This window comes from Mycetocola tolaasinivorans, assembly GCF_003667565.1.
In the GTDB taxonomy this organism is placed as follows: domain Bacteria; phylum Actinomycetota; class Actinomycetes; order Actinomycetales; family Microbacteriaceae; genus Mycetocola; species Mycetocola tolaasinivorans.
In genome coordinates this window covers 87,532-113,467 of record NZ_RCUX01000006.1, presented here as the reverse complement: position 1 = coordinate 113,467, position 25,936 = coordinate 87,532, and the positions used below count along the sequence as shown (strand labels likewise).

Here is a 25,936-nt window from a genome sequence, read left to right as displayed (position 1 = left end):
GTAAGGCGGCTACTCCTCGCGCAGGCGGGCGTTGGTCGTGGCACCGCGCACGCTGAACAGGGCAAGCCCCAGCGCCAGGGCCGCAAACGACGCCAGGACGAGCAGCGTGATGGCGTACTCCTCGCCCGGGAGGCCCACCTGCCGGTTTCCCCCGGAGAACACCCGGATCACGGCCCAGCCGGCAAACATGCCCACCAGCGCGGCGAGCAGACTCATCGCGATCAACGGAATCACGTTCTCGGCCAGGATGATGCGGCGCAGCGTGCCGGCGCGCACCCCCATCAGCCGCAGCCGAGTGAACACCTCCCGGCGGTCGAGCACCCCGATGATGGTCGCCACCGCGAGGGCGAGCATCGAGATCCCCCCGGCCACGATGGCGCCGATCGACGCGAGCGTGGAGAAGCGGGCAAAGTACCCCAGCTGATCCCCGTACTCACGCTCGGTGAGCACGTACGGGACAGCGTCGGCGGTGAGCCCGAGCGCCCACACGGCGGTGCGCGTGCGCTCGATCGCCTCGGCGGACCCATCGGTGAAGGCCAGGCTGTTTCGCGGGATTCGCGGCACGTTCGGATCCACCGGAGTGTCCTCCGCATGAATCGCCACCCCCGCCGTGATCGTCGGGTTGAGCATCACGAATTCCTGCGCCGGCTTCGGGTTCAGCCCGAGGAGGCGGGCATCCGCGGCGCTGACCACGGGCTGGCCTCCGAATCCGTCATCCAGGTCATACACGTCCACCACAAACTTCACGCCGGACACCTCGCTCATGACCTCGCGACGTCGCTCGGCCAGAGTGGCATCGCCGGAGTGGTTTTCGAGCTGCACTACGCCGGCCCACACCGGGGAATCCGCACCATACACCTCCCGCATTTCGGCCCGAGGGTCAACCCGTGCGGTCATCGCAATCTGGAACATCGAGACGAGGAAGAGCGCGATGACGAGTCCACTCACCGCACGGAACGTGGCGCGGGGAACTCGCACGGTGCGCCCCACGGCGATGACGTTCGCCGCCGAGGTGACGCCGCGGCGCAGGACGCGCCCCAGAACGTAGGTGAGGTACGGTCCGGCAATGATCAGGCCCGCGCAGATGAGCGTCAGAACGATGAACATGGCCAGCCAGTAGGTGATGCTCGAGAGGATCGAGTTCATCATCAGGATCGCGGGGATCCCCAGCAGGCCCAGTACCAGCGGCACCAGCCGCCAGAAGCTCGGCACGGGTTCGGGGAGAACGGCGCCGCTCGGCAGCACACCCCGATCCGTACGGTGCGCACGGAGCGCGGCGATCAGGGGCACAAGGGCGGCCACCAGCGCCAGTACCACGATCTGCTGCGCGAGGGGCACCCGGATATCCGAGGTGAAGAAGGTGCCGTCGATCACCGGAACGAGGGAGAACAGCGGTGCCGTCAACCAGGCCCCGGCCGCCCCGAGCAGCACGCCCACCAGGGCCGCGGGGATCATCTCGAGCGCCGCGAGGTGTGCCACCGTGCCACGGCTCGCGCCCAGCAGGCGCAGCGTGGCCGTGCGTTCGCGCCGGGATGCCTGCCCCAGGTCGGCCACGATCGCGATCAGCAGCAGCACCGGCGCCGCCACCGCGAGTGCACCCAGTACCGCAACGAAGCTATAGACGGGCATTCCGCCGAACTCGCCGGAGGGGCCCCCGATCAAGACCCGCGGGGAAAAACGCATCAGCATATCGGTCTCGTTGTGGGCCACGACCGCCACGAGGGCATCCGGGGTCGGGAGGGCACCATCGGGCAGGGTGCCCGCGAGCGTGCCAAAGCGCACCCCGAGCTCCAGCGGGGAGTACTCGGCAATGCGTTTCGCCAGCGCAGGCGATGCGAGGAATTCACCGGGTTGCGGGAGCGTCACCGGAACGTGGAAGAGCGGTGGTGCACCCTCCGGAGACGACACGTCGATGCGTTGGATATCGGCTTCCCGATGCCGGTCAATATTGCCGGCAACGAGGGTTTGCCCGGTGCCTGGCTCAACCTCTTCGAGGGTGCCGGTGAGCGAGCTCATCTCGATCCGCGAGATCGCATCCCAGCGCTCGCTACGCGACTCGAGCCCGCGATATCCTCCCCAGAGCAGGAGGAGCAGCATCACACCGATCGCGATGCCCGCGGCGATACCCAGAATGCGCACCCGTGAGCGCCGGTCCTGGGTGAGGACCAGCGCGAGACTGAGCCTCATCGCGAGAAACCGGGGTGTGCGGAGAAGCCTGCGGTGGTGCCGGCGTCGGCCGGATTTTCGTCTACCAGGGGCACGCCGATACCCGCGCTGATGCGGCCATCGCGCACGATGATCTCGCGGTCGGCATAGGCGGCGGTGCGCGCATCGTGGGTCACGAGAACCACCGCCGTGCCATCGGCGCGCGCGAGGTCGGTGAGCGCAACCATGGTGGTCTCGGCGCTCAGCGAGTCGAGGGCACCGGTGGGTTCATCGGCAAAGAGCACCCGGGGCCGGGTCACCAGCGCACGGGCAATGGCAACGCGCTGCGCCTGGCCACCCGAGAGCTCGGCGGGGTAACGCGCGCCATATTGACCGACTCCCAGCCGATCGAGTTCCGCGCGGCCGCGGTCAATCGCCTCCCTCCGACGCACGCCGGCGAGCAGCAGCGGAATGGTGACGTTATCCAGCGCACCAAGATCAGGCAGCAGCTGCCCGGACTGAAACACAAAGCCGCACTCGCGCAGGCGCAGATCATCGCGGGTGGCCTGATCGAGCTCGCCCAGCACTCGGGTGCCGATCCGTACGGTACCCGAATCCGGCACGAGCACACCGGCCAGCGTGTGCAGCAGTGTGGATTTTCCCGACCCCGAGGGCCCCATGACCGCGAGCACCTCGCCCGGGTAGACGTCGAGACTGATCCCGCGTAGGGCCTGCGTCTGGCCAAAGTTCAGGACGAGATCCCGCGCGCGGATGAGCGGCTGCGTGCCCTGGGCGTCTGGTGTGCTCATGCGCCACGCACCCCCGCCCGCAGTTCGGTCAGGCGGGCACCGGTGAGTTCGATCCAGCGCAGGTCGGCTTCGATGTGGAACAGCGCGTGGTCGATCGTGAGGATGGTCGCGAGGTCGGCATCGCGCTTGGCGCGGGTGAGTTCGCGCATCCGGGCCTGGTGACAGGCGCGCTGGGCGTCGAGGAGGGACGCGGCGTCCTCATCCAGAAGCAGGGCGATCACGGTCTTCGCAAACAGGTTGCTCTGCAGGGTGGGCTCGGGGGTGTCCGGTGTGAACATCCACTCGCGCACGCGCACCCGGCCGGCAGCGGTCACGCTGTAGCTCTTGCGGTCCGGGCCACCGGAGGATTCGCCGCCCTGCGCCTCGAGGATGAGGCCGTCGCGGATCAGGCGGGCGAGGGTCGCGTAGACCTGCCCGAATGCCAGGGGCTTCTGCCCGCCAAAGTAGCGATCGTACTCCCCCTTGAGGTCATACCCGTGGCTCGGGGCCGCTTCGAGCAGCCCGAGGAGCGTCTGTGCGTTGTCCATGACGCCACTATACACCGAGTGTATAGTTGATAACGCCCGCCTGACCGACGGTGCACCTCGGCACCGATTCGAATATCCTGAGGGGATGTCTGCAACACCGATCACCCTGCGCGCCACCCTCGGTTCCGCCGAGTATCCGACCCTGACGGCGATCTGGCAGAGTGCCGTCGAGGCCACCCATTCCTTCCTCACTCCCGCCGATATCGAGTTCTATCGGGAACGCATCGAAAACGTCTATCTTGATGCCGTCACCCTGACGGTGGCCGAGGCTGACGGGGTGCCGCTGGGATTCTCGGGAATCGCCGAGGGCTCACTGGAGATGCTGTTTGTGCACGCCGATGCGCGCGGAACGGGAATCGGCGGCGCGCTGCTCACCGCCGCACTCACCGAGTATCCAACGCTGGTAACCGACGTCAACGAACAGAATCCGGATGCCCTGGGGTTTTACCTCACCCATGGATTTGAGGTGGCCGGCCGCTCCGAGCTGGATGGCGACGGCCGACCCTTCCCGCTGCTGCACCTGCGCCGCGCCACACCGGGCACCGCGACGCCGTAGCGCCGCTCGTTTCCACCAGCACCTTCCCGGTGTCGGAGCAAGGGGGTAGCGTGAGTGGGTGACCCATCTTCTCCTGCTCTCGCGCGGCCTCGGTGCCGTTCCCGCATTCCTCGCCACCGTCGTGCCCGATCGCCCCGCACGCATTGGCTATATTCCCGATGCGGCACACGCCTTTGCCGGGGCCCCGTTTGTGCAGGCCGAGCGCGACGCCCTCGACTCTCTGGGCTTCGAGGTATGGGAGATTCCGCTGCGCGACCACTCGAGCACGAGCTTCGCCGCGGCCCTCGACGAGGTTGACGCAATCTACGTCGCCGGCGGTGACACCTTCGCCCTTCTCGCCGCCGTTCGCCGGGCGAACGTGGCTGACCTCCTGCGCGAGCGCGTGGCCGACGGCCTCGCCTACATAGGATCGAGTGCAGGATCGGTCCTGGCCGGCCCCGATATCAAACCCATCGGTCCGCTTGACGACCCGCACGGCGAGCACGCGGGCTCAGACACCACCGGGCTCGGCCTCACCGACGCCGTGGTCCTCCCCCACGCCGACGGCCTGCTGCCGCCGTATCCGCTCGTGCTCATTCAGCGCACGCTCGCGCGCTATGCCGATCGCTTCCGCATCGTGCCACTGCGCGATGACCAGGCGCTGCTGCACACCCCCGAGGGAGAGCGCCTGATCGAGTCGTCACCGGTTCAGGATCCGGCACCGCTACTCGCGGCCGACACGCAAAACTCGGAAGACTCGGAAAACTGGAATTCCCCGGAATCGGGTGCGAGCCACGCCCAAACGTGATCGTAAAACCGGGAGCCACCGGTGAGGTTCCTGAATGTTCGCAGGAAAGACGGTTGTGAACCGGAACACCGGCGTAACGTGAATCTCGGATCCCCCGCCCGTGGGTTGGTGGACTCGCGACGTTATTCCCCCTGGTAAACCGTCCGTCGCGACTCCACCAACCCCGGGCATTTTCTCTGCCCACCCGCGCGCACGACTCACCGCGGCTCTGAGCCCAGATCCGCGTATGCGCGGCCCATCACGACGTATCTCACGCCGTGACCGGCCAGCGCTCCGAAGTGAGCGGGCAAAACGCCGCCATCGACGCCGCGCACACCACCGCCCTCGCCATGATCTGCCCGGAGGGGATACCCGCTGATGCGCTGCAATTCGGCGGCGTACCCCGCACGGCCGGGCGGGGTGAGCATCATCAGCACCCCGTCGGTGAGACGCACCCAGTCGGGATCGATGCTGAGTTCACCACCGCCATCCCAGGCCATCCACACCTCTTCGGCGCGGTGCCGGGCCGCCGCAACCCAACGGAAAGCCGCGGGGTGGAAGTCCGCCTGGATCGTGATCCGAGAAACGCCCCGGGGTACCCGGGCGAGAGCCTCCGCAAGATCATCCACCATCAGGTGAACGTCGAGCCGGACACCGGGAATGCGTGCAAGCCGCGCCAGCTCCTCCCAGCCGATACCGGGCTGACCCCGATAGCGGCCCTCAATGATGTCCGCGTGCACCCACTCCCCCGACGACGCCCGCACGCGCGCGAGCGCCTCACGAGATTCGGGGGCGATCGCGATCAGGCTGGGCGAGAGGACGATACCCAGTGCGCGCGCGTCCCCACTCACCGATTCTCGCGATGCGTTATCGCCCGGGGTCATCCCATATCGGATTCGAACGCCGCGGCAGAGGCATCGCTGACGTCGTTCTGCATGCACGCCCAGATCACGCCGGGTGCCGCGGTGAACTGCCACACCCCGACGCGGGCGAGCGCCGCAATGGCGTCCGGTGTGCGCAGGCTCGCGGCCAAAACCTCGGTATCGCTGTCGGCCACCAGGGCGGCGAAATCGGCGATGACCGCGACGCCATCCTGGCCGGAGTCTTCCAGTCGGCCAAGATAGGGGGCGATGAAGTCCGCACCGATGGCGGCGGCCAGGAGCGCCTGGGCGGGAGCGTACACCGCGGTGATCAACACCGAGACATCCTGGGCAATCAGGGCACGCGCTGCGGTAAACCCGATGGTGGTGGCCGGCACCTTCACGGTGATGTTGGAGCCGAGCGACGCGATTTCGGTGCCGCGCTCGATCAGCTCGGCGGCCGTGGATCCCCAGGCCTGGAAGAACACCCGCTCGGCCCCCTCCGCGCTCCATCGGCGAGCGAGCTCGGGAATGTCGCTGGCTCCCCGGTTGGAGCGTGCCAGGATTGTGGGGTTGGTGGTGACCCCGGTGATCACCCCGGCAGCCAGCAGCGCGGCCACCTCTTCCGTATCGGCACTGTCCGCGTAAAATACAGGGTTGCGGGTCATCTGAGTTTCCTTCATGTGTTCGATTTATGCCGCGTCGCTGTCTGTCCAGGCGAGCTCGCGGAGCATGGGAGCCGTTGCATGCCCCTGCGCGTATGTAACGCCATCGCAGGAGCCGGAACGGAAGACGGTGATGGTATCAGCCACGGTCATCAGCTCCTCCTCATCGGAGGAGACGACGATCACGGCGACGTTTTCGTTGTGGGCAAGGTCGCGGATGATTCCGTAGATCTCCCGCTTCGCGCCGATGTCAACGCCCTTGGTGGGTTCGTCGAGGAGCAGCACCCGCGGGCGCTGAATCGCCGCACGGGCGAAGAGCGCCTTCTGCTGGTTACCCCCCGAGAGCGAGGTAATCGGTGCCTCCGCGTTTCCGCGAATACGCACCCCGGAGAGCGCCTCGGTCGCGGCCGCACGCAGCTTTTTGGCGCTCAGGAGGCCGGCCGAAGTGTAGCGGGAGAGCACGGGAAGGGTCACGTTTTCGAGCGAGCTCATCTGGGGAATGAAACCGTCGGACTTCCGCTCCTCGGAGAGGAAGGTCACCCGCTGCGCGATGGCCTGCCCCGGGTTCTTCGGGGAATAGGGCACTCCATACAGCGACATCGTGCCCTCCGCCATCGGCTCCGCTCCGTAGACCGTGCGAAGGAAACGGGAACGGCCCGACCCAACGAGGCCGTAAATCCCGAGAATCTCGCCGGCGCGTACCGTGAGGTCCACACCGTCGAGGTTGTTGCCGGCCAGCCCGCTCACGACCAGTGCCGGTTCGCCGAAACGCTCGGCCCGGCTTGCCTCATCCTCGGCGAGGGTCTCAGCGCTCAGGGGCTCGGCCTCCTCGTGGGGGCCATCGGCCACCAGATCGTGGTCGCCCACGATGGCGTCGATCACCGCGCCGCGATCCACCTCGGTGATGGAGCCGTCCAGCACGATGTTGCCGTTCGCGAGGCCCACGATCTGATCGGCAATCGCGAAGACCTCGTCGAGCTTGTGATCCACCAGCAGGATACCCACACCACGCTCCTTCGTGACCCGACGGATGACCGCAAGCAGCCCCTCCACCTGGTCCTGTTCGAGCGCGGTGGTGGGCTCATCCAGCAGGATGTATCGCGCATTTCGGCTGATCGCCCGCGCCACCTCGAGGAGCTGGCGCTGCGCAACCGGCAGCGCGCGCACGGTGTCGGTACCGCGGGCGGCAATACCGTACTCGGCACACAGCTCATCGGCGCGACGGTTCATCAGGCGACGATTCAGCAGCGGACCGCTGAGCTGCTCGTCTCCGAGAAACAGGTTCTCGGCCACGGTCAACTCATCGATCAGGCTCAGTTCCTGGTAAACGCAGGCGATGCCCGCGGCCGTCGCATCTCGCGGCGAACCGAACGGGGTGTCGTCCCCATCCACGGAAATGCTGCCCTGGTCGGGCACCTCGGCACCGGAGAGCGAACGCAACAGCGTCGACTTTCCGGCACCGTTGTGCCCGATCAGTGCCACTACCTCGCCCGGTCGAATCCGGATACTCACGTCCGACAGGACCCGGGTGGGCCCGTAGGACTTAGAAATGTTGGTGACGATGAGTCCCGAATTCTCGGTCATGATGTGTTCTCCAGGCTGGGATGATGAGTCCGACGCACGGTCGGGGATGCGGGAGTGGCCCGTTGGCTAGTAGCTAGCCAACCTCGCCAGCACCGGGGGTCTGACCGGTGACGAAGACCTTCAGGGGTTCCAGTACTTCGTTCTCAATCGACTCCCCGGCCAGGTGCTTCTTGAGGTTGTCGAGCGCGATCTTTGCGTAGTTCGCGGGCTCCTGAGCAGCGCAACCGGCGTAGGTCGAGGTCAGAGCGGTGTCCGCGGCACAGAATGCGTAGACCTTGATCTTGTCGGACTTGCCCTGCTGGCCAATGGCCTGCAGCGCTCCCACCGCGTGGGGGCCGGCATCGGCGAAGATCACGTTGATGTCGGGGTTACCCTGCAGCATGTCTCCGGTGACCTGGAGGCTGATGTTCGGGTCGATCTTGCCGTTGACGGTCTGCACAACCTTGGCGTTGGGGTTCTTGCTAATGGCCTCGGTGAAGCCCTTGTCGCGCAGGTTGGTGGGGATCTGGTCGGGGTTACCGATGATTCCCGCGACGATCTTGCTGTCGGCGCCCAGGTCCTTCAGAGCCTGCTCACCCATCTGGGTTCCGCCGGCCACCTGGTCGGCGCCGACGTACTGCAGGAAGGAGGCGTTCTGGGTCTTCAGGTCGTCCTCAGAGATCGTGACGTTCACGGTGATCACAGGAATGTTTGCCGCGTTCAGCGCCTTCACGCTTGCGGCACCCGGGCCCGAGTTGACCGCGTTCAGAACTACGGCGCACACCTTCTGCTGCACGAAGCCGTCGATCTGGGAGAGCTGGGTCGAGTCGCTGTCATTGGCGATGGCGACCTTCACGTCGTACCCCAGTTCCTTACCGTGGGCCTTGAAGGAGTCCTGCATGGCGACGTAGTAGGGGTTGACCGTGTTGGGGAGGGCCACACCGATCGTGGGGTTGTCGGTGGAGCAGTTTGCGGGGAGGCCACCGGACTCACCGGCACCACCGGCGTTATCGGTGGCGGGGTTCGAGCAGGCGCTCAGCGCCAGGACGAGTGCGCCACCGGCAAGGGCTGCCAGGGCTGCGCGGGAACGAATCTTCATTGATCTGCCTTTCAAATGGATGTGCTGTGGAGGGGAAAAACTATGCGGTGCCGCGGGTGGGGGAACCCGCCACCGGGGTGTCTGCGGAGCGCACCGATGCGGGGAGTTCGACCGGTGCCCCGGCGGGGGAATCCGGGCCGGATCCACCGCCACGGCGCAGCGTGAACACCGGCTTTCCGGCCCGCGCTCGACGATAGGTATCGAAGGCCACACCCGCGAGGATGATCAGGCCGATGACGAGAGACTGCCAGTAGCTCTGTACGTTCAGGACGTTCATGCCGTTGCTGACCACGGCGATCAGGACCGCACCGATCATCGCGCCGAGGATGGTACCGATGCCGCCGAAGAGCGAGATACCACCGACCACCGCGGCGGCGATCGAGTAGAAGAGCTCATTTCCGGTACCGGTGGCGGGGAACCCCACCATGAGGCGTGAGGTGGCGATCAGGCCACCCATACCGCCACAGAAACCGCTGATTGCATAGGCCATGATCGTGGTGCGGGCCACGTTCACGCCGGCCAGACGCGCGGCGGACTTGTTTCCCCCCATCGCGTACAGGTGCACACCCGGACGGGTCTTCGCGAGGAAGACTCCCGCGATCACCGCGGCCACCAGGAGAAGGAGCACGGCGACGGGAAGGCCGGCGATCTTGCCCTGGCCGATCCAGGAGAAGCCCGCATCCTTGACCGAGACCGAGTTGGCACCGGTGATGATCAGCGGGATGGCCAGCGCCACACCCTGGGTGGAGAACGTCGCGATAAACGCGGGAATCCGAACGTAGTGCACGAGGAATCCGTTGACCAGACCGAGCACGACTCCCGCGCCCACGGCGATCACCGCCGCGAGGAACCAGGGCAGCCCACCCTGCATGAGGAGGGCCGCGATGACGCCGGTCATGGCGACGTTCGCGCCGGTGGAGAGGTCGATGCCGCCGGTGAGCAGCACGAAGGTCTGGCCGAGAGCAAGGAACGCAATTACGGTTCCGTTGACCAGGAGTACCAGGCCATTATCGAGCGTGCGGAAGGACGGGGACAGGATGCTCAGAACCGCAACCACGGCAATGAGCACAACAAAAATCCCTGTTTCCTCGGGGAGTTTGCGCTTCTTCATGAGTGAGTGAACCTCGCTGTTCGGATGGGTGGGGAGGGGGAAAGTGGGGAGGGCCTACGCGGTTGCGGGGCGGTCGGCACCGCGCCAGTCGGCGGTGGTGAGGTAGCGGTTCCAGACCGCATCGAGCGTGGAATCCGGTCGCGGAAGGGCTGCTTCGTGCAGTCCGGGGGCCCAGCGCTCGCGTTGCGCGGCAATCGTGGTTCCGTGGAGCACCGCGGCGGCCTGCACCGCGGCCCCCATCCCCACTACCTCGCGCTCATCCGGGAGGAGCACGGGGCGGCCGGTGAGATCGGCGAGCACCTGTCGGTAGGCCGGGGAGGCCGCGCCTCCCCCGATCACGATCAGCCTCTCGCCGAGGTTGATCCCGAGCCGCTCGATCCGGCGCATCCCGCGCACGAGGCCGAAGATGACGCCCTCGTAGGCGGCCAGGGCAAACTCGCCCCGGTCCAGTTCCGCGTCAATGCCGGAGAGCACACCGCGGGCGTTGGGGAGATCGGGCGTTCGCTCACCGTCGAGGTAGGTGGCAAACACCGCCCGGTCCTCACGGCGACGAGACTCGAGGGCGAGCCGGCCGAGCTCATCATGATCGACACCGAGAATGCGGGCGACGGTGTCGGTAACCTTCGCGGCGTTCAGCGTGCAGATGAGCGGCTGGAAACCTCCGGCCGCATCGGCGACGCGATTGACGATTCCCTCGGCTTCGGTGGCAGGGTCCTCGGTCACGGTGTAGACGACGCCCGAGGTGCCAAGCACCACGACGGCGTCGCCGGGTCGGGCGCCCAGACCTACCGCACCAGCGTGCTGATCGCCCGCGCCGGGACCAACCACCGCGAGCGGGGAGATTCCCAGAGCCAGTGCGGCTTCAGGAGTAACCGTTCCGGCGAGCTGCTCGGGGCCAAGCACCGCGGGGAGGGCGGTGGTCCAGTCACGTTCGGCATCTACGAGGGCCAGCAGATCGTAGTCGTAGACGTTTCTCTGGGCATCAAAGTAGCCGGTTCCGCTGGCTTCGCTCCGGTCGGTAACGAACGCACCGGTCAGGCGAAAGGTGATCCAGTCGTGAGGGAGCAGCACCGTGGCCAACCGCGCGTAGGCGGCGGGTTCGGTGCGCTTGAACCAGGCGATCTTGGAAATCGTGAACGCCGCGTTGACCACCGTGCCGGTGCGGGTGATCCACTCACTCGGTGCCAGGAGTTCCCGCAGGTGTTCGGCATCGGGGGCCGAGGTGGTGTCGTTCCAGAGCTTCGCCGGGCGAATCACCGCACCGGCGGAGTCGAGAGCGACGAGTCCGTGGCACTGCCCGGCCACGCTCACCGCAACGATCTGCTCGGGGTCCACCCCGGCGGCCTCGCGAGCCCGTGAGAATGCGAGTACCAGGGCGTCCCACCACGCGGCGGGGTCCTGCTCGCTCAGCGGAGGAAAGGTTGCGGGGTGCGGAGCGCTCGCACTGGTAAGAACCGCGCCGGATTCCGCGTCACGGAGCACTACGGTGGTGGACTGGGTCGAGGTATCCACACCGGCCACGACGCGGGCGCGCTCGGCCGGAGCGAGCGAATCGATGCGGGGGCTCACGAGCGGGGCTCGCTCTCAAACGTGGGGATCTCGAGCGGTGCCACCTGCTCGGGCAGTGTGCTCAGCTGGCCGACGGCCCCACCGGGGTGGATGTAGTGCACGCGCTCCCATTCGAAGCCGCGAGCGCGCATGATCACGAGGGCGAGGGCATCCAGCCAGGAGCCGTGCGCGAGCGTGCTGCCCATCGCGATCAGTGCGCCGGGATCCGCGCTCGGGAACTCGCGCAGCGCCACGGTGATGTCCGCCGAGGTACCCAGACGAGACTCGGGGGCGCAGGTGAGGGCGACCACGGTCACGCCGTTTGTGCGTGAGCGATCGACGAGCTCATTAACCTCGGAGCTTCCGCCGCCCTTCGACATCGCGATCAGGATGTCATCGGGTTCGAGCACCCCCATCGAGCCGTGCAGACCGTCGGTGGGGTTGAGGAAGAATGCCGGGGTTCCCGAGACGGAGAACAGGTGGGCGGCACGGCGGGCGATGAACCCGCTCGTTCCGGCGCCGGTGATCACGACCTTGCCGGTCCCGCGCAGTACGAGATCGGCGACACGAACGAAGGTCTCATCGATCTGATCCGCGATGTCGTGGACGGCGCTGCTCTCCTCTTCGATAAAGGCGCGTGCGGCGTTGATCACGAGAGCTGAAGGGTTCGACACTGAGTTTCCTTTGTCCGGGGGCGACATCCCGGTCTGCCTCGACCGGTTGATTCGAGTATCACCCCGGTGTGCACATTCGTCAAATACCCCGCTCATATGAGCAAATCTCGATTTTGTGACTATACTTCGGAAGAACCACCGCCCGAACCGGGCATCCCCACCCACAACGCAGAGGGCTCAACATGACGGCATCCCCCGACTCTGGAATCCTCGCGGCGACGGTAGCGCGCAGATTCTATGTGGACGGCGACTCCAAGCTGCAGATCGCCGAAGATCTCAGCATCTCCCGGTTTCGGGTCGCGCGACTCCTGGACTACGCGGTGGCCAACAACATCGTGCGCTTCACCATCACCGCCCCGCTCTCCCACAATCTCGAGCTCGCCGAGCTGATCCGCAAGCGGTTTGGCTACCGTCAGGTCATCGTGATCGACGCCCCGGAAGACGAAAACAACCCCACCGCGCTGCGTCAGCGGGTGGGCACCGCCGCCGCACAGCTGCTCAGCGAAACCGTCACTGATCGGGACGTTCTGGGGATCGGTTGGGGTCGAACGATGAGCGCGATGGCGCGCGAACTCGTGGATCTCGCCGCCTGCACCGTGGTGCAGCTCGGTGGCATGGTTGGTTCCGTAAGCGAAAACTCCCTCGAGCTGGTGCGTCGGGTGAGCGAGGTGGGTGGCGGCCGCGCCTACCCGCTCTTCGTGCCACTCATCGTGCCCGATGAGGCCACTGCCGCGGGCCTGCGCTCCCAGCCCGGCGTTCAGTCGGCCACGCAGCGATTCAGCGAGATCACCGTGGCGGCCGCCGCGGTGGGCAGTTGGCAACCCGCGGACTCACAGATGCGTGATGCGCTGGCGCCGGCCGATCGTGACCGGCTAACCCAGATGGGTGTGGTCACCGAGGTGCTCGCCTCGCCGCTGACCCGCGAGGGAATCCTCGTGCCCGATCTGGAAAAGCGCGCGATCGCGCTGGACTATGCGGGGCTCGTGCGCATCCCCCACCTGATTCTGGTGGCCGCCGGTGCCCACAAGGCTGATGCCGTGCATGCGGCAAAGCTAGGCGGCCTCGGCGATACCCTGGTCACCGATCGCTCGCTGGCGCGAGCGCTCCTCAAGCTCGGCTAGCCACTAGAGGTCGAAAATGTCGTCGTAGCCGAGAAAGCGCCAGTCGTCGTTTTCGCGGCCGTAGCAGGCCACGAACTCGTTGTTCATCTGCCGTGACCACCAGACGATGCCCACGCGCCCGCGATAGTGAATAACCTGGGCCGGATCGGCGTCCAGCTCATCCCGGTGTGCGGTGAGCTCGTCGAGACCCGCGAGAAAATCCCGGATCTCGGGCAGCACAAACCGGCTCAGCTCATCAAGACTCGGCGCATACGCCTGGATCGTGAGCTCGTTCTCCTCACCGGGAAACAGCACGCAGTTGTACTCGGTGAGCTCACCGTCGCCCTCGCCGGTATCGATAAGTGTGCGGCGGCGCAGCTCTCCGGTCCAGTCCATGCCCCCAGTCTAGGAGGCCGCGCGCCAGAGGTGCATCGCCGCGTAGGAGCGCCACGGCGCCCAGTCGGCGGCACGGCTTTCCAGGGTGCGATGTTGCATCGCACGCGTTGCCGGCTTGACCGCGGGCTCCGACCCCGCGAGGTCAGCAAGAATCCCCAGCGCGCGGGCACCGGCCAGCAGCGCGACATCGCCCGGGAGCCAGGCGTCCGGGTCGCCGAGTACCCGCATCGCGATGTAGCTCGCCGTCCACGGCCCGATTCCGGGTCGCGCCTCGAGGGCCGCCCGCAGCTCGTGGGTGTCCTGCCCCAGATGGACGGTGAGTTCACCGCTCGCGAGGGCGGCGGCGGTATCGCGCACGGTGCGCACCTGGCGATCCGGCAGACGCAGGATCCGCTCGGGGTCGCGCGGTGCATCCGCATCCGGGTTTGGGATTCCCTCGGCGAGGGTGCCGGGTTCGGGAAAGAGCCGGGTGAGACCCTCGAATGCCGACGCATAGGGCGTGCCCAGACCGGCGGCGAGTCGCCCGAGGTGGGTGCGGGCCGCCGCCACCGAGATCTGCTGGCCAATCAGGGCACGGATGACGATCTCGTGAGAATCGACCGCACCCGGCACCCGGATTCCTGGGGTCGCCGAGACGCGCGGGGCAAGGGCCTGATCGAGGCGCAGCGCGTGATCCACGGCCAGCGGGTCGGCATCCAGATCGAGGAGCCTGCGCACCCGCGACACCGCCGTTCCCACGTCAGCCAGCGCGCTCAGCTCGATGCGTGCGCGCAGCGTCCAGTCTCGTATTCCGTTTTCGGCATGCACCTCGATAGCGGCCGGGCCGCCCGGCAGTCTGAGCGTGCGAGCGTATCGCAGCGGCTCACCCTCGGCACTACCCACGCTCTCCACGCCCTCGATCGCGCGGCTAGCGAGGAACGCAAAAACCCCGGGGGCGTCGTAGGGCTGACGCACGGGAAGCTGAAGGTCAATCAGGGGGCGAGCACCCGATCGCGGCACACGAGCCGCCGGTTTTGCACGGGCGCGGATGTCCAGCGGCGTCATTGCGAACACCTCAAGAATGGTGTCGTTGAACTGCCGAATCGAACCGAAACCCGCGGCGAACGCAACCTGGGCCGCATCGAGATCGGTATCAACGAGTAGGGCCCGAGCGGTGTGCGCCCGGCGGGCACGGGCCAGGGCGAGCGGGCCCGCCCCGAGCTGCTCGGTGAGGATTCGGCGCAGGTGCCGCGGGGTGTAGCCGAGTCGCTCCGACAGCCCCTCGACCCCCGCGCGATCCACCTGGCCGTCGCCGATCAGGCGCATCGCCCTCCCGGCGACGTCACCGCGCAGGTTCCACTCCGGGGTTCCGGGCACCGCCTCGGGCAGGCAACGCTTGCACGCCCGGTATCCGGCCACCTGTGCGGCCGCGGAGGATCGATAAAAGCTCACATAGCGCTCGGCCGGGGTTCGGGCCGGGCAGGAGGGGCGGCAGTAGATACCGGTGGAGGACACCGCGGTGTAGAACTGGCCGTCGAAGCGGGTATCGCGCGCGTCGATCGCGCGGTACTGCTCGGCGAAGCCCGGGTCGCCCGGGCGACATACGGCGCGCACTTCATCATTCACCACGGCGTCCCCTGTGCTCACAGTGCGATCATCGCGTTCAGCTCGCCGTAGGCCAGTTGGTTTCGCGGCGCGGTTCCCGCCGAGAGGAAGCCCTCGGCGTCGCGGCGCAGCCCGGCGTATGCCGACTGTGCGAGTGCCGATCCGGAGCTCAGTCGCGCCACCCCCAGCCGGGCGAGTTCGCCGGGCTCCGGGGTATCAGCGCCGACCATGACGTTGAGCGGGCCGTCGATTCCGGCGGCCAGCGCGGCGATGGTCTCGGCATCGGTGACGCCGGGAACAAAGATGCCGTCGGCACCGGCCGCACGATAGATCGCAGCGCGGCGAAGGGTTTCGGCGATGCGATCCGCGACGCTGCCGTCGCCGCCCAGGAATACGTCGGTGCGGGCGTTGATGAAGAGCTCGGTGGAGACGGCGCGGGCCGCGGCGATGCGCTCAGCGGTATCCGCCGGGGTGCGCGCACCGTCCTCGATGTTGATGCCCACCGCGCCGGCGGCCAGGACGAGGCGCACAGTTTCGGCGACGTGCGTGGGCGCGGGACCAAAGCCGTCCTCGATGTCCGCGCTGACCGGAACGCTCACCGTTGCCACGATTTCGGTCAGGGTCTGGATCATTCGGTCACGATCCAGCTTCCCACCGTCACGCGCGCCGCGCGCCCAGGAAATACCCGCGCTCGTGGTGGCGATCGCACGCGCTCCGGCGATCTCCAGGATGCGGGCACCTGTGCCATCCCAGGCGTTGGGCAGGAGGAGGAGTGCGGGGTCGACGTGCAGGGAACGGAAGTCAGCGGCGTGTGTCATGACACCAGTTCACCACGGCCGCGGGCGGCTTTCTAGCGAAAATCGGACATGACCGTTGTCTGCCACTCGCGTCTGCGATCTCTACGTACTCACCTGCTGAGCATCCACACACAGTAGGCTTTGCCCCACACTCGACCGGAGAGGCACGCATGAGTAATCACGCAGGGTTTGGACACGAGTCGGCGATCTCGGCCGGGGGTTTCTCCCGGTGAGATACCTCGACCTGATTCCCGAATCCCACCGTGGCCTCCGACTGGCGCGCATCCTTTCTCCCTGGCGGCTCGCCGGCGAACCGCGCACCTGGGCCTCGCTGGTCTCCGAGGGCCGGGAGCTCCCGGCCAACGCCAACTGGTTCGAGGTGGCGGATGCCGGGCTCACCGAGGGTGAGCGCTCGGCAGCAACGCCCCCACGCAGCGAACTCACGCCGGAGATCGCCCGCGCACTCACCGAAATTCGCGGAGCGCTCGATGCGCGAAGCATCCGGTACTACCGCTGGGCGGGGTATGGATTTCACGGCGTTGAGGTGGCCGGCGTCCGGGAAACCGTGGTCGGTTCGTTGCTCGCGATAGAGGCGGGCACGGCGTTTGCCGCGGGCTCATATCCGCCCACCCTCGCCCACGATTCCGCGGGGCGGTTCGCCCTCGCGTCACTCCCCTATCCGGATTCCATCGTGGTGGCGGCGGATCCCGAGCTGTTCCTCGCCCTGCATCAGACTCCGGGAATCGAGGTGGTTACGGTCTCTCCCGAGGACACCGTCCCACCCAGCGCCAACGACTAGGGCCGAGGTCGGGGCGCTAGTTGCCGAGGTCTCGGCCGAAGCACACGGATTCCGGTGCACCCGCATAGTCGCCAAAACCGGGAATCGGAGAGTACCCCTCGCGGGTGTAGAAGCGGATCGCATCGGGCTGACGCTCGCCGGTTTCGAGCACCAGGCGGCATGCACCCAGCTCGGCCGCGCGCTCCTCGAGGCGACGCAGCACGGCCACCGATGCGCCCAAACCGCGGGCATCCGGCAGCACAAACATGCGCTTGATTTCGATGTGTCCCGGGCCGAGGATGTCGTCATCCAGCGGGCGTAGCCCACCACACGCGACCGCACGCCCCGATTCATCACGCGCGATGAGGAACACCGGCACATCGGCCGCGCTGGGCTCATGGCCCGGTTCGTGGTCCTCACTGCCGTAGCGAGCGTGCAGCTCGGCCCGCTGGGCGCGGCGCAGCCGGTCGGCATCCGGGTGCACCCAGGGCACCTCTTCGATGGTCAGGCTCATGAAATTCCCTTCGTAACAAACGTTACCGTAACACATGTTACGCTGTGGACATGGCCCGAACCAGAGACCCCCAGGCTCAGCGCGCGCTCCTCTCCGAGGCGGTCTGGGCCACCCTCGCCGACCTCGGCCCCGGCGGGCTCACCCTGCGCGCGGTGGCCGAGCGCGCGGGCTGCACGACCGGACTCGTCATGCACACCTTCGGTGATAAGCGCGCGCTTCTGCTGCACGCCCGCGACCGCCTACATGAGCGCACCGGCGCACGCACCGACCGTCTCGAGCGTGAGGCCGCGTCTCCCGAGGAGGCGCTGCGAGCGGTGGCCCTCGGAACGCTCGCCGCCGATCCGGAGGGGCTCGCCAACGCGCGCGTCTGGGTGGGGTTCCTCGCCGCCTCCCTGAGCGATCCCGATCTCGCCGCAAAGCACGCGCTACACAGCGGGTCCTTCCGTACACGACTTACCCGCCTCATCCGCGCAGCGGTTACGGTGACCGAGGCCGAGGCCACCGCGCGCGCGGCCCTCCTCGCCGCCACCACCGAGGGCGTCTGCGTGCTCGCCGCGGGCGATCCGGCAGCCTGGAGCGCCGAGCTCCAGCACGCCGCGGTGAACCGGGCGCTGGAGGCGGCGCTCACGGACGCGTAGCGCGGTCGACTACTCTCCCCAGGGGCTTTCGCGAATCACAGAGACAAAATCACCCCGCACGAATCCCGGGACGCAGTGCGCGAGTACGTCCGCATTCACGTTTCCAAAGGTCGATTCCGGGCGATGCGCATTCCCCGCAGCAAACGCCGTGATGATCTGATTCTTGAAATCCGGGCGCGGATGCCAGGCGGTAACCGCCTCGCGCTGTTCCAGGGTGAGCTCGTGATACCAGATTCCCAGCACATCGGTTTCTACGCCCGCCGTCACCAGCGCCACCTCCGGTTCCATGAATTCAGGCACACCCGGCGTCGTATGCAGCGCGATACCGGTCCACACCCGCTGCGCGGCCTCGCTGTCCACACCGCGTGCGGTGAGGAAGGCGCGCGCCGCGTTTGCGCTGTCCACTTCAAAGCGCAGTGAGGAGGTGCGGAAGGGCTCGGTCAGCCCAAGGTCGTGAAACATTGCTCCGGCGTAGAGGAGCTCGGCATCGACGCGCAGCCCACGCTTCTGCCCCATCAGGGCTCCGAAAAGAAAGACCCGGCGCGAGTGATGAAACAGCAGATCACTCTCATGCTCACGCACATACTCGGTAATCTCACGCACGAGTGCGGTGTCTGGGATGCTGATTCCAGCGATGGTTTCGGTCATGATGCCCTCCAACGGGGTTAGCGCGTCGTCATTTCCGACGTCTGTCACCAGCATCTCCCCGAGTAGCCGCATCGAGAGAGTATCCAATTTGACACCCATAACTCAAATATGGACATACTTGGCGTATGGCAGCCCATTCGATCACGTTTCTCCTGTTTGACGGCCTCAAGCATCTCGATGTGGCGGGGCCAGCCGAGGTGTTTGCCGAGGCTAATCGGCACGGTGCCCAATACGAACTGCACTATGTGTCTCCCGACGGTGAACCGGTGCTGACCTCAATCGGTGCCTCTTTCCCCGCGGATGCCTCTCCGGCACTCGATGCCCGCCGGGACACCGTGGTCATCCCCGGGGGAGACGCTGTTCCCACCAGCGCCGTGCCCGCTGCCCTCACCTCGAGCCTCCTCTCGCTCACAGAGAACGCCAGCCGCATCGCTACGGTCTGCACCGGCGCCTTTCTCCTGGCCTCCACCGGACTGCTGGAGGGACGGCGTGTTGCAACCCACTGGGCCCATGCAGCGCTGTTGCAACGCCTCCACCCCGGAATCACGGTCATCCCAGACGCGATCTTTGTGACCGACGGCCGGTTTCATACATCCGCCGGGGTGTCCTCGGGCATCGACCTCGCACTCGCCCTGGTCGAGGCCGACCACGGCCCGGACCTCGCCCGCCAGGTGGCGCAGCAGCTCGTTGTGTACCTCCAGCGGCCCGGCGGGCAGTCTCAGTTTTCCACGCTGCTCGGCATCTCGCGCGGTGCCCGTGACGGCGTTCGACTCGTGATCGACGCCGTGGTAGCGCACCCCTCGGCATCACACGCCATCGCGGACCTCGCCGCGATCGCGGGCGTGAGCCCCCGGCATCTCTCCCGACTGTTCCTGGGCGATCTGGGGATGACGCCCACCCGGTTTGTCGAAAACGTTCGGTTGGACACCGCCAAATCCCTCCTTCTCGGCGGAGAGTCCGTGACGCTCACCGCGCAGCGTGCGGGCTTTCAGAGCATTGAAACCATGCGCAGGCTCTTCGTCGCGAACCTTGGGATGCCCCCGAGCGTCTACCAGCAGCGGTTTCGTTCGACCGGCGCGGATCGCACCTAGAAGTCCCAGTCGGCGTCCTCGGTGTTCACCGCCTGGCCGATGACGTAAGAGGAACCCGATCCGCTGAAGAAATCATGGTTTTCATCCGAGTTTGGGGACAGTGCGGAGAGAATCGCGGGGTTCACGTTGATGTCCGAGCGCGGGAACATCGCCTCATATCCGAGGTTCATCAGCGCCTTGTTGGCGTTATAGCGCAGGAATCGGATAACGTCGTCGCTCAGCCCGACCGGGTCATATAGTTCCCGGGTATAGGCGAGCTCATTTTCGTAGAGATCGCGTAGCAGGCTGAATGTGTAGTCTCGCAACTCGGTTCGGCGCGCCTCGTCCACGAGTTCCAGCCCCTTTTGGAACTTGTAGCCGATGTAGTACCCGTGCACGGCCTCATCTCGGATGATGAGCCGAATCATGTCCGCGGTGTTGGTGAGGGTTGCTCGACTCGACCAGTACATCGGCAGGTAGAAGCCCGAGTAGAACAGGAACGATTCCAGAAGCGTGGAGGCAATTTTCCGCTTGAGTGGATCATCATCACGATAGTCGTGAAGGACGATCTCGGCCTTGCGCTGCAGGGAGACATTGTCCGCCGACCAGCGAAAAGCCGCATCAATATCGCGGCTGGAACACAGCGTGGAAAATATCGCCGAATAGCTCTTGGCATGCACCGACTCCATGAACGCGATGTTCGTGTACACGGCCTCCTCATGCGGGGTAAGCGCATCCGGGATCAGTGCAACCGCACCGACGGTTCCCTGAATGGTGTCGAGTAACGCGAGTCCGGTGAAAACCCGCATTGTGAGCACCTGTTCCGGCTCAGAGAGGGCGTTCCACGAGGGCAAATCATTCGACACCGGCACTTTTTCGGGTAGCCAGAAGTTTCCCGTCAGGCGATTCCACACCTCGACGTCCTTTTCGTCCTCGATCTGATTCCAGTTGACGGGGTGAATGATGGCGCGCGGTGGCTTTTGTGATGAAGATGACATCACTCCACCTTCGAGGGTGCGGGCGATTGAGTGTAATGGCGAAACCGGACAGGCAGGCGGGGTTTGCGGTCAATCGGCCCGGGTTATACCGAGCGGAGGTCTGGATCCTGCTGATCGATCGCAGCATCCGCGGACTGGCGCGGCGCAGGAACGGCACGATCGAGGCTCCAGTTCGCGAGCAACTGCATCGCCTCAGCCGTCGGGGACGCGGGTTCAACCGTGTAGACGAGCATCAGAAGCTCGGGGTGGCCGGTGACCTCGAAAGTTTCGTATCCGAACTCGATATCGCCCACCAGCGCGTGGTGGTAGCGCTTGGTTCCGGAACGGTAGCGGAGCACATCGTGTGAGGCCCAGAGGCGCGCAAACTCGGCGCTGGAGGTGCTGAGTTCGCCGACGAGCTGCTGGAGACCCTCATCCTGTGGGGCGCGTCCCACCGCCTGGCGCAGGAGGGCAACGTTGTTGTGTTTCATGCGGTCGAGGTCGCGGTAGAACGCGGTGGCTCGAGGGTTGAGGAATACGAACCGTGAGTAGTTGAAGGGCACCGCGGGGTCGTCGCCCGGGTCTCCGTACAGGGCGCGCCCGATCGCATTGGAAGCCACGTGATCACCGCGAACATTTTGCACAAACGCGGGGATGTCCATCGCGTCGAGCACCAGTTGAAGGTTCTGGGACACCCGCGCGGTTCCCCCGCGGCGGGGTGTGCGCCGGCCCGGGCTTACCGGCCGGGTTGCGTCGACGAGATCAAACAGGTGTTCGTGTTCCGCCTCGGTGAGCCGCAGGGCACCGGCGATCGCGTCCAGCACCTCGGGGGAAACCCCGGCGGTGTGGCCGCGCTCGATGCGTGCGTAATAGTCGACGCTGACACCGGCGAGGTGGGCGACCTCTTCTCGGCGAAGCCCCGGAACGCGACGCGTCCCACCGAAGGTGGGCACCCCGGCATCCTCCGGGGAAATTCGCGCGCGACGAGAAGCCAGAAACGTCTTGATCTCCGTGCGTCGGCTGTCCATGCCCTCATCCTAGGTCGCCGCGGGCTGTTTTTGGGGTGCCCTGTCAGACCCTGGTTCGGCCAGAACGCTGTTCGAGCGGGTGTTCCGCCCCCGTGAGAAAGAGGGTTTTCTAGAACCATACCCTCCGCGTTGAGCCGCATTTCGGCAGGCTCCGCAACACCTCAGTCTCAACAGAAAGTAACGCCATGTCCTCCCGTAGACCTCCGAGCGCTCAGGCCTCACCCGGCAAGATGCCCATCGTTGTCCCCATCCTGATGGTGGGCGCGTTTCTCATGTGCACCACCGAGAACATCGTGGCCGGTCTGCTCACTCAGATCTCCTCAGACTTACACGTGACCGAGGCTCGTGCCGGGCTCCTCATCACGATCTTCGCGGTGGGTATGGTCATCGGTGCCCCGGTCATGGCCGTCGCCACCCGGAAGCTTCATCCGCGGGTCACCCTGGTGGGTGCGCTGATTATCTTCGCGCTGGGGCACGCCTTCACCGCGCTGAGCAGCAGCTTTGAGATGAGTCTGGTCGCCCGGTTTATTTCAGCGGTCGCGACCGGGGCGTTCTGGGCGGTGGCCGCGGTCGTGGCTACCTCGGCTGCTGGCCCGGCGCTGGCTTCCCGCGCCCTCGGACTGATGATGAGCGGTGTGGGTTTGGCCACCGTTGCCGGTGTTCCGCTGGGCGCGTTTATCGGTCAGCTCGTGGGGTGGCGGGGTACCTTCTGGCTCCTCACGGTGCTGACCGTGATTGCCGCGGTGATTATCTCGCGCATTTCCCTGACGCATAACACCGGGGATCAGGCGTCGATTGGTTCCGAGCTGCGCGCCTTTCGGCAGGTGCGTATCTGGCTGGTTCTGGCGGCCACCGCGGTGGTCAGCGGCGGCGTCATGGCGGCGTTCAGCTACATCCAGCCGCTCCTGATCGGTCGCACCGGACTGCCCGAATGGAGCCTTCCGCTCGCCCTCGTCGTGTACGGAATCGGCTGTCTCCTGGGAACGAACCTGGCGGGCCGGTTGGGTGATCGCCACGCGATCGCCACCTACCTGGGTGCCACCGTTATTGGTGCCCTTGCGCTCGCGCTGCTGGTGCCGCTCTCGGTGAGCCCGGTGTGGAGCTTCCTCCTGTTCTTCGTGGTTGGCGCGGCCGGCATGTGTGTGCCACCGCTGGCTACGGGCATGTCGATTCTTCTTGCACCGACCGCCCCGACCCTTGCCGCGGCTTCCGCCGTCGCCGCCTATAACGGTGGTGTTGCACTCGGTTCCTGGGTGGCCGGCATGGCCCTGGAATCCTCACTCGGTATCACCGGACCCTCAGCTATCGGGGCCATCATGGTCGGCGTGGGCCTGATCCCCCTCATCGTTCTCGCACTCCTGCGACTACCCTCCGCTACAACCCCAAAGGAGCCGTCATGACCACCCTCAACAATCCGTTTGCCCGCCTACCCGAGGTTCCGTCCTTTACCCTCACGAGCACCACGTTTGCCGACGGCGAGGCCTTCGGCCCCGCCCAGTACTCCGGCCTGTTCGGGGTTCCCGGTGGCGAGGATCGCTCCCCGCAGCTCTCCTGGAGCGGTGCCCCCGAGGGCACGCTGAGCTATGCCATCACCGTGTTCGATCCGGATGCCCCCACCGGTTCGGGCTTTTGGCACTGGGCAGTGGCGAACATCCCCGCCTCGGTCACCAGCCTGGCCGAGGGTGCCGGCGATGAGACCGGGTCGGGTCTGCCGGACAGCTCCTATCAGCTGCGCGGCGACAGCGGCGCGGCCCTCTTCCTCGGTGCAGCACCGCCCGCGGGCCACGGCGAGCACCGCTACTTCGTGACCGTGCACGCCCTCGATGTGGCTGACATCGGCGTGGGCCCGGATGCCACCCCGGCATTCCTCGGCTTCAACATTTCGAGCCACATTCTGGCTCGGGCAACCCTGGTCGCCACGGCGATCAACAACGCCTGAGTTCGAGATGGGGCGCGTGCGCCCCATCTCGGGTGGCGGTGCGAACCCAAGTATTACCCCTTTCGCACCCTCCGTGTCATCATTCTCCCCCGAAGAAGAACGTCAACATCATAAATATTAGATGCTTACATGGTTTCTTGCAATTCGTGGTTCGCGCTGCATCAGCACTCCTCCACGAAAGACGCACCATGAATCACTTCAATCGTTACGGTCTTGCGATGCTCGTCACCGCGGAATTCCGGACGCCCTCAGTGCGACGGTGGCGGCCAAAACACGCTTGCCTCGCGGGCACAGGAAAGGGGCGGCTCGGTGGGGGCCGAGCCGCCCCGGTAGAGATCCCGGCGCTACCGGGACACTTCGGCGATTTCCGCGCGGGCGGCGGCCACGATGTCATCGTTTGTGTTGGCGTGCCCCGCGATCCCCCATCCGCCCGGGATAGCCTCGGTGAGCAGCACCCACACGCGGTCCGCGGCAATTCGCCCGCCGGATGCGTCCGCCACCAGCACGGTCAGTTCGGAGACCACGGCGAGCTGCTTGTCACGGTCGAGCGCACCATCGTTGGTCAGCACCTGCACCCGGACGTGATCGCTCGCGCCGGCCGCATCGGAGATCGCCTCGGCGGGAAGCTCATGGACAAACGCGGCGGTGTTGGTGCGGAACAGGGGGATATCGGGAACCCGTTCAGCCCTCTTCACGATCTCCGCCGCACGACGTGCGACCTCGTGGATATTGGCCAGCGCTCCGGCCGGAGCGTAGATATCGATCATCGGCATGACTGCCACCTTTCGGGAGTGGAATAGGATTCTGATGATCATCATAATCTTAAATTATGATGACTGTCATAATTTTCTTTTGGGAGCTCTCTTGGCACACAACACCCGGCAGCGCATGATCGAGGCCACTCAGATTCTCGTGGCGCGCCACGGATCACACGGAACCTCCTTCGGGGACATTCTGGCCGAGTCGGGCGCACCCCGGGGTTCGCTGTATCACCACTTCCCCGGCGGTAAGGAGGAGCTCATCACCACCGCCGTGCGCGCCACCGGGGCACGGGCCCTTGGCGAGCTGGAGGCACTGCGAGGTGCGTCCGCCACGGAGATTGCTGCGGGCTTCGTGAGTATGTGGCGTCAGCTGTTGACCCTGGCAAACTTCACCGTGGGGTGCGCGGTAGCGGGAGTCGCGGTGGATGCCGAGTCCGACGACCTCGTGGACCTGAGCGGGGAGATTTTTGCGGAGTGGACGGTGCTCCTCGCGAGCCTCCTGACCGAGGGCGGCATCCCGAGCGAGCGCGCACCGAGCCTCGCCGCAATTCTGCTTGCCGGCTGCGAGGGCGGCGTCATTCTCGCGCGGGCGGCTCGTGATCTCGCGCCGTTTGAGCGCGTGGCCGGAGAGTTGATCGCCCTGATCAGCGAGGCGACGCCGGCTCCCTAGAACGAGCTAGTCCACGTCCTCCCACACCGCGCGCCACTTTTGCGCGAGCGTATCGATGGTTTCGTGAGCGTTGAGGCCGCTGGGTTGTGGCACGACCCACAGTGGGAGGCCCGCTGGCCAACCGGTGATGAGGGTGGTGTCCTGTTTTCCGAGCATGGCCTTCGGGAGCTCAAATGCGGTGCGGAACGCGGTGATGCCGGCGACCGCCACCACCCGCGGACGCAGTTCGGGCAGGCGCGTGATGAGGACCGCAGCACCGGCGCGCAGTTCCTCGCGGGTGAGCTCATCGGCGCGGACGCTCGCCCGGCCCACCAGGTTTGTGATGCCGATGCCCGCCCGGTGCAGGTGATCCTCGTCGGCCGCGCTCAAACCGCGTGAGGTGTCGATGCGGTGTCCGGTGAGTCCGGCGTGAAAGAGGCCGGGCCAAAAGCGGTTGCCCGGATGGGCAAACGGTGCATTGACGGCGGCGGTCCACAATCCCGGGTTGACACCAACGATCAGCAGGCGGAGGTCCTCGGTGTCCGAGATGACGTCATCGATCGCGTCGGGATTATCCGTGGCGAAGCGCGCCAGGTCCTCACGGGTGGGTTTTTCTCCCCGCATCGGCGAGGGGCGACGAGTGGTCATGGCTTTAGGTTAGCCGTTTGGGCCTCGGCTGCTAGTCTCCCGGGTGGGTTCCGGTTTCGGTGCCCTACCGTTCCGGCCCTCATTTC

Annotated in this window: 28 protein-coding genes; 9 read left to right on the top strand and 19 right to left on the bottom strand. The window is 66.2% G+C overall.

The window, feature by feature from the left end:
• Positions 1-9: 9 nt before the first annotated feature.
• The 3 genes from D9V32_RS08895 to D9V32_RS08885 are packed head-to-tail and all read right to left on the bottom strand — an operon-like array spanning position 10 to position 3,481.
• Positions 10-2,187, bottom strand: a complete 2,178-nt coding sequence (locus D9V32_RS08895; RefSeq protein WP_121648554.1) for an FtsX-like permease family protein — start codon at positions 2,185-2,187, stop codon at positions 10-12.
• Positions 2,184-2,954, bottom strand: coding sequence for an ABC transporter ATP-binding protein (locus D9V32_RS08890; RefSeq protein ID WP_121648553.1), 771 nt, complete (start codon positions 2,952-2,954; stop codon positions 2,184-2,186). The genes D9V32_RS08895 and D9V32_RS08890 overlap by 4 nt, the downstream gene beginning before the upstream one ends.
• A complete protein-coding gene (locus tag D9V32_RS08885) occupies positions 2,951-3,481 on the bottom strand; it encodes a PadR family transcriptional regulator (RefSeq protein WP_121648552.1) in 531 nt (176 codons plus the stop codon). Before D9V32_RS08885 ends, D9V32_RS08890 begins: the two co-directional genes overlap by 4 nt.
• A gap of 85 nt (positions 3,482-3,566) precedes the next feature.
• Here D9V32_RS08885 and D9V32_RS08880 point away from each other — a divergent pair, with 85 nt between their 5' ends.
• Both D9V32_RS08880 and D9V32_RS08875 read left to right on the top strand, forming a co-directional pair.
• Complete coding sequence (locus tag D9V32_RS08880; protein ID WP_121648551.1) at positions 3,567-4,037, top strand: GNAT family N-acetyltransferase; 471 nt, start codon at positions 3,567-3,569, stop codon at positions 4,035-4,037.
• A gap of 58 nt (positions 4,038-4,095) precedes the next feature.
• A complete protein-coding gene (locus D9V32_RS08875; RefSeq protein ID WP_121648550.1) occupies positions 4,096-4,824 on the top strand; it encodes a Type 1 glutamine amidotransferase-like domain-containing protein in 729 nt (242 codons plus the stop codon).
• 197 nt (positions 4,825-5,021) lie between these two features.
• Here the strand turns inward: D9V32_RS08875 and D9V32_RS08870 are convergent, their stop codons facing one another.
• The 7 genes from D9V32_RS08870 to D9V32_RS08840 all read right to left on the bottom strand — a co-directional run bounded on the left by D9V32_RS08870 (position 5,022) and on the right by D9V32_RS08840 (position 12,323).
• Entirely contained in the window at positions 5,022-5,654 is a 633-nt protein-coding gene (locus tag D9V32_RS08870; RefSeq protein WP_183086250.1) for a beta/alpha barrel domain-containing protein, read from the bottom strand.
• Between the two features lie 29 nt (positions 5,655-5,683).
• Complete coding sequence (locus D9V32_RS08865; RefSeq protein WP_183086249.1) at positions 5,684-6,331, bottom strand: transaldolase family protein; 648 nt, start codon at positions 6,329-6,331, stop codon at positions 5,684-5,686.
• Positions 6,332-6,355: 24 nt separating this feature from the next.
• On the bottom strand, positions 6,356-7,912 hold the full coding sequence (locus tag D9V32_RS08860) for a sugar ABC transporter ATP-binding protein (protein WP_121648547.1): 1,557 nt from the start codon (positions 7,910-7,912) through the stop codon (positions 6,356-6,358).
• A 73-nt stretch (positions 7,913-7,985) separates the two neighbouring features.
• The gene (locus D9V32_RS08855; protein WP_121648546.1) at positions 7,986-8,990 is read right to left on the bottom strand and encodes a substrate-binding domain-containing protein; all 1,005 of its coding nucleotides are present in this window, start codon (positions 8,988-8,990) and stop codon (positions 7,986-7,988) included.
• 40 nt (positions 8,991-9,030) lie between these two features.
• Positions 9,031-10,101: an ABC transporter permease gene (locus D9V32_RS08850; RefSeq protein ID WP_121648545.1), complete on the bottom strand. Its 1,071-nt coding sequence runs from the start codon at positions 10,099-10,101 to the stop codon at positions 9,031-9,033.
• Positions 10,102-10,155: 54 nt separating this feature from the next.
• Positions 10,156-11,670: a xylulokinase gene (xylB, locus tag D9V32_RS08845; RefSeq protein ID WP_121648544.1), complete on the bottom strand. Its 1,515-nt coding sequence runs from the start codon at positions 11,668-11,670 to the stop codon at positions 10,156-10,158.
• Entirely contained in the window at positions 11,667-12,323 is a 657-nt protein-coding gene (locus tag D9V32_RS08840; protein WP_121648543.1) for a KpsF/GutQ family sugar-phosphate isomerase, read from the bottom strand. Before D9V32_RS08840 ends, xylB begins: the two co-directional genes overlap by 4 nt.
• A gap of 182 nt (positions 12,324-12,505) precedes the next feature.
• Between D9V32_RS08840 and D9V32_RS08835 the strand changes: the two genes are divergently transcribed.
• Complete coding sequence (locus tag D9V32_RS08835) at positions 12,506-13,444, top strand: sugar-binding transcriptional regulator (protein ID WP_121648542.1); 939 nt, start codon at positions 12,506-12,508, stop codon at positions 13,442-13,444.
• Positions 13,445-13,447: 3 nt separating this feature from the next.
• Here D9V32_RS08835 and D9V32_RS08830 read toward each other — a convergent pair whose 3' ends face one another.
• The 3 genes from D9V32_RS08830 to D9V32_RS08820 are packed head-to-tail and all read right to left on the bottom strand — an operon-like array spanning position 13,448 to position 16,221.
• Positions 13,448-13,819, bottom strand: a complete 372-nt coding sequence (locus D9V32_RS08830; protein WP_121648541.1) for a hypothetical protein — start codon at positions 13,817-13,819, stop codon at positions 13,448-13,450.
• Between the two features lie 9 nt (positions 13,820-13,828).
• Positions 13,829-15,412 carry an AlkA N-terminal domain-containing protein gene (locus tag D9V32_RS08825; RefSeq protein WP_121648735.1) on the bottom strand — a complete coding sequence of 528 codons (1,584 nt, stop codon included), beginning with the start codon at positions 15,410-15,412 and terminating at the stop codon, positions 13,829-13,831.
• A 29-nt stretch (positions 15,413-15,441) separates the two neighbouring features.
• A complete protein-coding gene (locus D9V32_RS08820) occupies positions 15,442-16,221 on the bottom strand; it encodes an isocitrate lyase/PEP mutase family protein (RefSeq protein ID WP_121648540.1) in 780 nt (259 codons plus the stop codon).
• 208 nt (positions 16,222-16,429) lie between these two features.
• On the opposite strand from D9V32_RS08820, the gene D9V32_RS08815 reads away from it, so the two are divergent.
• On the top strand, positions 16,430-16,999 hold the full coding sequence (locus D9V32_RS08815) for a hypothetical protein (protein WP_121648539.1): 570 nt from the start codon (positions 16,430-16,432) through the stop codon (positions 16,997-16,999).
• Between the two features lie 16 nt (positions 17,000-17,015).
• Here D9V32_RS08815 and D9V32_RS08810 read toward each other — a convergent pair whose 3' ends face one another.
• The gene (locus tag D9V32_RS08810) at positions 17,016-17,492 is read right to left on the bottom strand and encodes a GNAT family N-acetyltransferase (protein WP_121648538.1); all 477 of its coding nucleotides are present in this window, start codon (positions 17,490-17,492) and stop codon (positions 17,016-17,018) included.
• Positions 17,493-17,542: 50 nt separating this feature from the next.
• Here D9V32_RS08810 and D9V32_RS08805 point away from each other — a divergent pair, with 50 nt between their 5' ends.
• Positions 17,543-18,130, top strand: coding sequence for a TetR/AcrR family transcriptional regulator (locus D9V32_RS08805; RefSeq protein ID WP_121648537.1), 588 nt, complete (start codon positions 17,543-17,545; stop codon positions 18,128-18,130).
• Positions 18,131-18,139: 9 nt separating this feature from the next.
• Here the strand turns inward: D9V32_RS08805 and D9V32_RS08800 are convergent, their stop codons facing one another.
• A complete protein-coding gene (locus D9V32_RS08800; RefSeq protein WP_121648734.1) occupies positions 18,140-18,778 on the bottom strand; it encodes an HD domain-containing protein in 639 nt (212 codons plus the stop codon).
• A gap of 125 nt (positions 18,779-18,903) precedes the next feature.
• Here D9V32_RS08800 and D9V32_RS08795 point away from each other — a divergent pair, with 125 nt between their 5' ends.
• Positions 18,904-19,869 (top strand): GlxA family transcriptional regulator, encoded by a 966-nt coding sequence (locus tag D9V32_RS08795; RefSeq protein ID WP_121648536.1) that lies wholly within the window; start codon positions 18,904-18,906, stop codon positions 19,867-19,869.
• Here the strand turns inward: D9V32_RS08795 and nrdF are convergent.
• Positions 19,866-20,846, bottom strand: a complete 981-nt coding sequence (gene nrdF, locus D9V32_RS08790; RefSeq protein ID WP_121648535.1) for a class 1b ribonucleoside-diphosphate reductase subunit beta — start codon at positions 20,844-20,846, stop codon at positions 19,866-19,868. The genes D9V32_RS08795 and nrdF overlap by 4 nt on opposite strands.
• A gap of 83 nt (positions 20,847-20,929) precedes the next feature.
• Complete coding sequence (locus D9V32_RS08785; protein WP_121648534.1) at positions 20,930-21,853, bottom strand: helix-turn-helix domain-containing protein; 924 nt, start codon at positions 21,851-21,853, stop codon at positions 20,930-20,932.
• Positions 21,854-22,038: 185 nt separating this feature from the next.
• Between D9V32_RS08785 and D9V32_RS08780 the strand changes: the two genes are divergently transcribed.
• Entirely contained in the window at positions 22,039-23,253 is a 1,215-nt protein-coding gene (locus D9V32_RS08780) for an MFS transporter (RefSeq protein WP_121648533.1), read from the top strand.
• Positions 23,250-23,792, top strand: coding sequence for a YbhB/YbcL family Raf kinase inhibitor-like protein (locus tag D9V32_RS08775; RefSeq protein WP_121648532.1), 543 nt, complete (start codon positions 23,250-23,252; stop codon positions 23,790-23,792). The genes D9V32_RS08780 and D9V32_RS08775 overlap by 4 nt, the downstream gene beginning before the upstream one ends.
• Positions 23,793-24,136: 344 nt before the next feature.
• Here D9V32_RS08775 and D9V32_RS08770 read toward each other — a convergent pair whose 3' ends face one another.
• Positions 24,137-24,565, bottom strand: coding sequence for a hypothetical protein (locus D9V32_RS08770; RefSeq protein WP_121648531.1), 429 nt, complete (start codon positions 24,563-24,565; stop codon positions 24,137-24,139).
• Between the two features lie 91 nt (positions 24,566-24,656).
• On the opposite strand from D9V32_RS08770, the gene D9V32_RS08765 reads away from it, so the two are divergent.
• Complete coding sequence (locus D9V32_RS08765) at positions 24,657-25,223, top strand: TetR/AcrR family transcriptional regulator (protein ID WP_183086248.1); 567 nt, start codon at positions 24,657-24,659, stop codon at positions 25,221-25,223.
• 6 nt (positions 25,224-25,229) lie between these two features.
• Here the strand turns inward: D9V32_RS08765 and D9V32_RS08760 are convergent, their stop codons facing one another.
• The gene (locus D9V32_RS08760) at positions 25,230-25,850 is read right to left on the bottom strand and encodes a mismatch-specific DNA-glycosylase (protein WP_121648529.1); all 621 of its coding nucleotides are present in this window, start codon (positions 25,848-25,850) and stop codon (positions 25,230-25,232) included.
• Positions 25,851-25,936 lie beyond the last annotated feature (86 nt).

What these genes read in the sequence shown, in the direction of transcription:
- D9V32_RS08820 (WP_121648540.1), bottom strand. Translation starts at nt 16,221, where the DNA reads ATGACACACGCCGCTGACTTCCGTTCCCTGCACGTCGACCCCGCACTC.
- D9V32_RS08805 (WP_121648537.1), top strand. Translation starts at nt 17,543, where the DNA reads ATGGCCCGAACCAGAGACCCCCAGGCTCAGCGCGCGCTCCTCTCCGAG.
- D9V32_RS08785 (WP_121648534.1), bottom strand. Translation starts at nt 21,853, where the DNA reads ATGGACAGCCGACGCACGGAGATCAAGACGTTTCTGGCTTCTCGTCGC.
- D9V32_RS08865 (WP_183086249.1), bottom strand. Translation starts at nt 6,331, where the DNA reads ATGACCCGCAACCCTGTATTTTACGCGGACAGTGCCGATACGGAAGAG.
- D9V32_RS08830 (WP_121648541.1), bottom strand. Translation starts at nt 13,819, where the DNA reads ATGGACTGGACCGGAGAGCTGCGCCGCCGCACACTTATCGATACCGGC.
- D9V32_RS08780 (WP_121648533.1), top strand. Translation starts at nt 22,039, where the DNA reads ATGTCCTCCCGTAGACCTCCGAGCGCTCAGGCCTCACCCGGCAAGATG.
- D9V32_RS08895 (WP_121648554.1), bottom strand. Translation starts at nt 2,187, where the DNA reads ATGAGGCTCAGTCTCGCGCTGGTCCTCACCCAGGACCGGCGCTCACGG.
- D9V32_RS08835 (WP_121648542.1), top strand. Translation starts at nt 12,506, where the DNA reads ATGACGGCATCCCCCGACTCTGGAATCCTCGCGGCGACGGTAGCGCGC.
- D9V32_RS08795 (WP_121648536.1), top strand. Translation starts at nt 18,904, where the DNA reads ATGGCAGCCCATTCGATCACGTTTCTCCTGTTTGACGGCCTCAAGCAT.
- D9V32_RS08860 (WP_121648547.1), bottom strand. Translation starts at nt 7,912, where the DNA reads ATGACCGAGAATTCGGGACTCATCGTCACCAACATTTCTAAGTCCTAC.
- D9V32_RS08890 (WP_121648553.1), bottom strand. Translation starts at nt 2,954, where the DNA reads ATGAGCACACCAGACGCCCAGGGCACGCAGCCGCTCATCCGCGCGCGG.
- D9V32_RS08775 (WP_121648532.1), top strand. Translation starts at nt 23,250, where the DNA reads ATGACCACCCTCAACAATCCGTTTGCCCGCCTACCCGAGGTTCCGTCC.
- D9V32_RS08810 (WP_121648538.1), bottom strand. Translation starts at nt 17,492, where the DNA reads ATGAGCCTGACCATCGAAGAGGTGCCCTGGGTGCACCCGGATGCCGAC.
- D9V32_RS08760 (WP_121648529.1), bottom strand. Translation starts at nt 25,850, where the DNA reads ATGACCACTCGTCGCCCCTCGCCGATGCGGGGAGAAAAACCCACCCGT.
- D9V32_RS08850 (WP_121648545.1), bottom strand. Translation starts at nt 10,101, where the DNA reads ATGAAGAAGCGCAAACTCCCCGAGGAAACAGGGATTTTTGTTGTGCTC.
- nrdF (WP_121648535.1), bottom strand. Translation starts at nt 20,846, where the DNA reads ATGTCATCTTCATCACAAAAGCCACCGCGCGCCATCATTCACCCCGTC.
- D9V32_RS08880 (WP_121648551.1), top strand. Translation starts at nt 3,567, where the DNA reads ATGTCTGCAACACCGATCACCCTGCGCGCCACCCTCGGTTCCGCCGAG.
- D9V32_RS08800 (WP_121648734.1), bottom strand. Translation starts at nt 18,778, where the DNA reads ATGACCGAAACCATCGCTGGAATCAGCATCCCAGACACCGCACTCGTG.
- D9V32_RS08855 (WP_121648546.1), bottom strand. Translation starts at nt 8,990, where the DNA reads ATGAAGATTCGTTCCCGCGCAGCCCTGGCAGCCCTTGCCGGTGGCGCA.
- D9V32_RS08885 (WP_121648552.1), bottom strand. Translation starts at nt 3,481, where the DNA reads ATGGACAACGCACAGACGCTCCTCGGGCTGCTCGAAGCGGCCCCGAGC.
- D9V32_RS08770 (WP_121648531.1), bottom strand. Translation starts at nt 24,565, where the DNA reads ATGCCGATGATCGATATCTACGCTCCGGCCGGAGCGCTGGCCAATATC.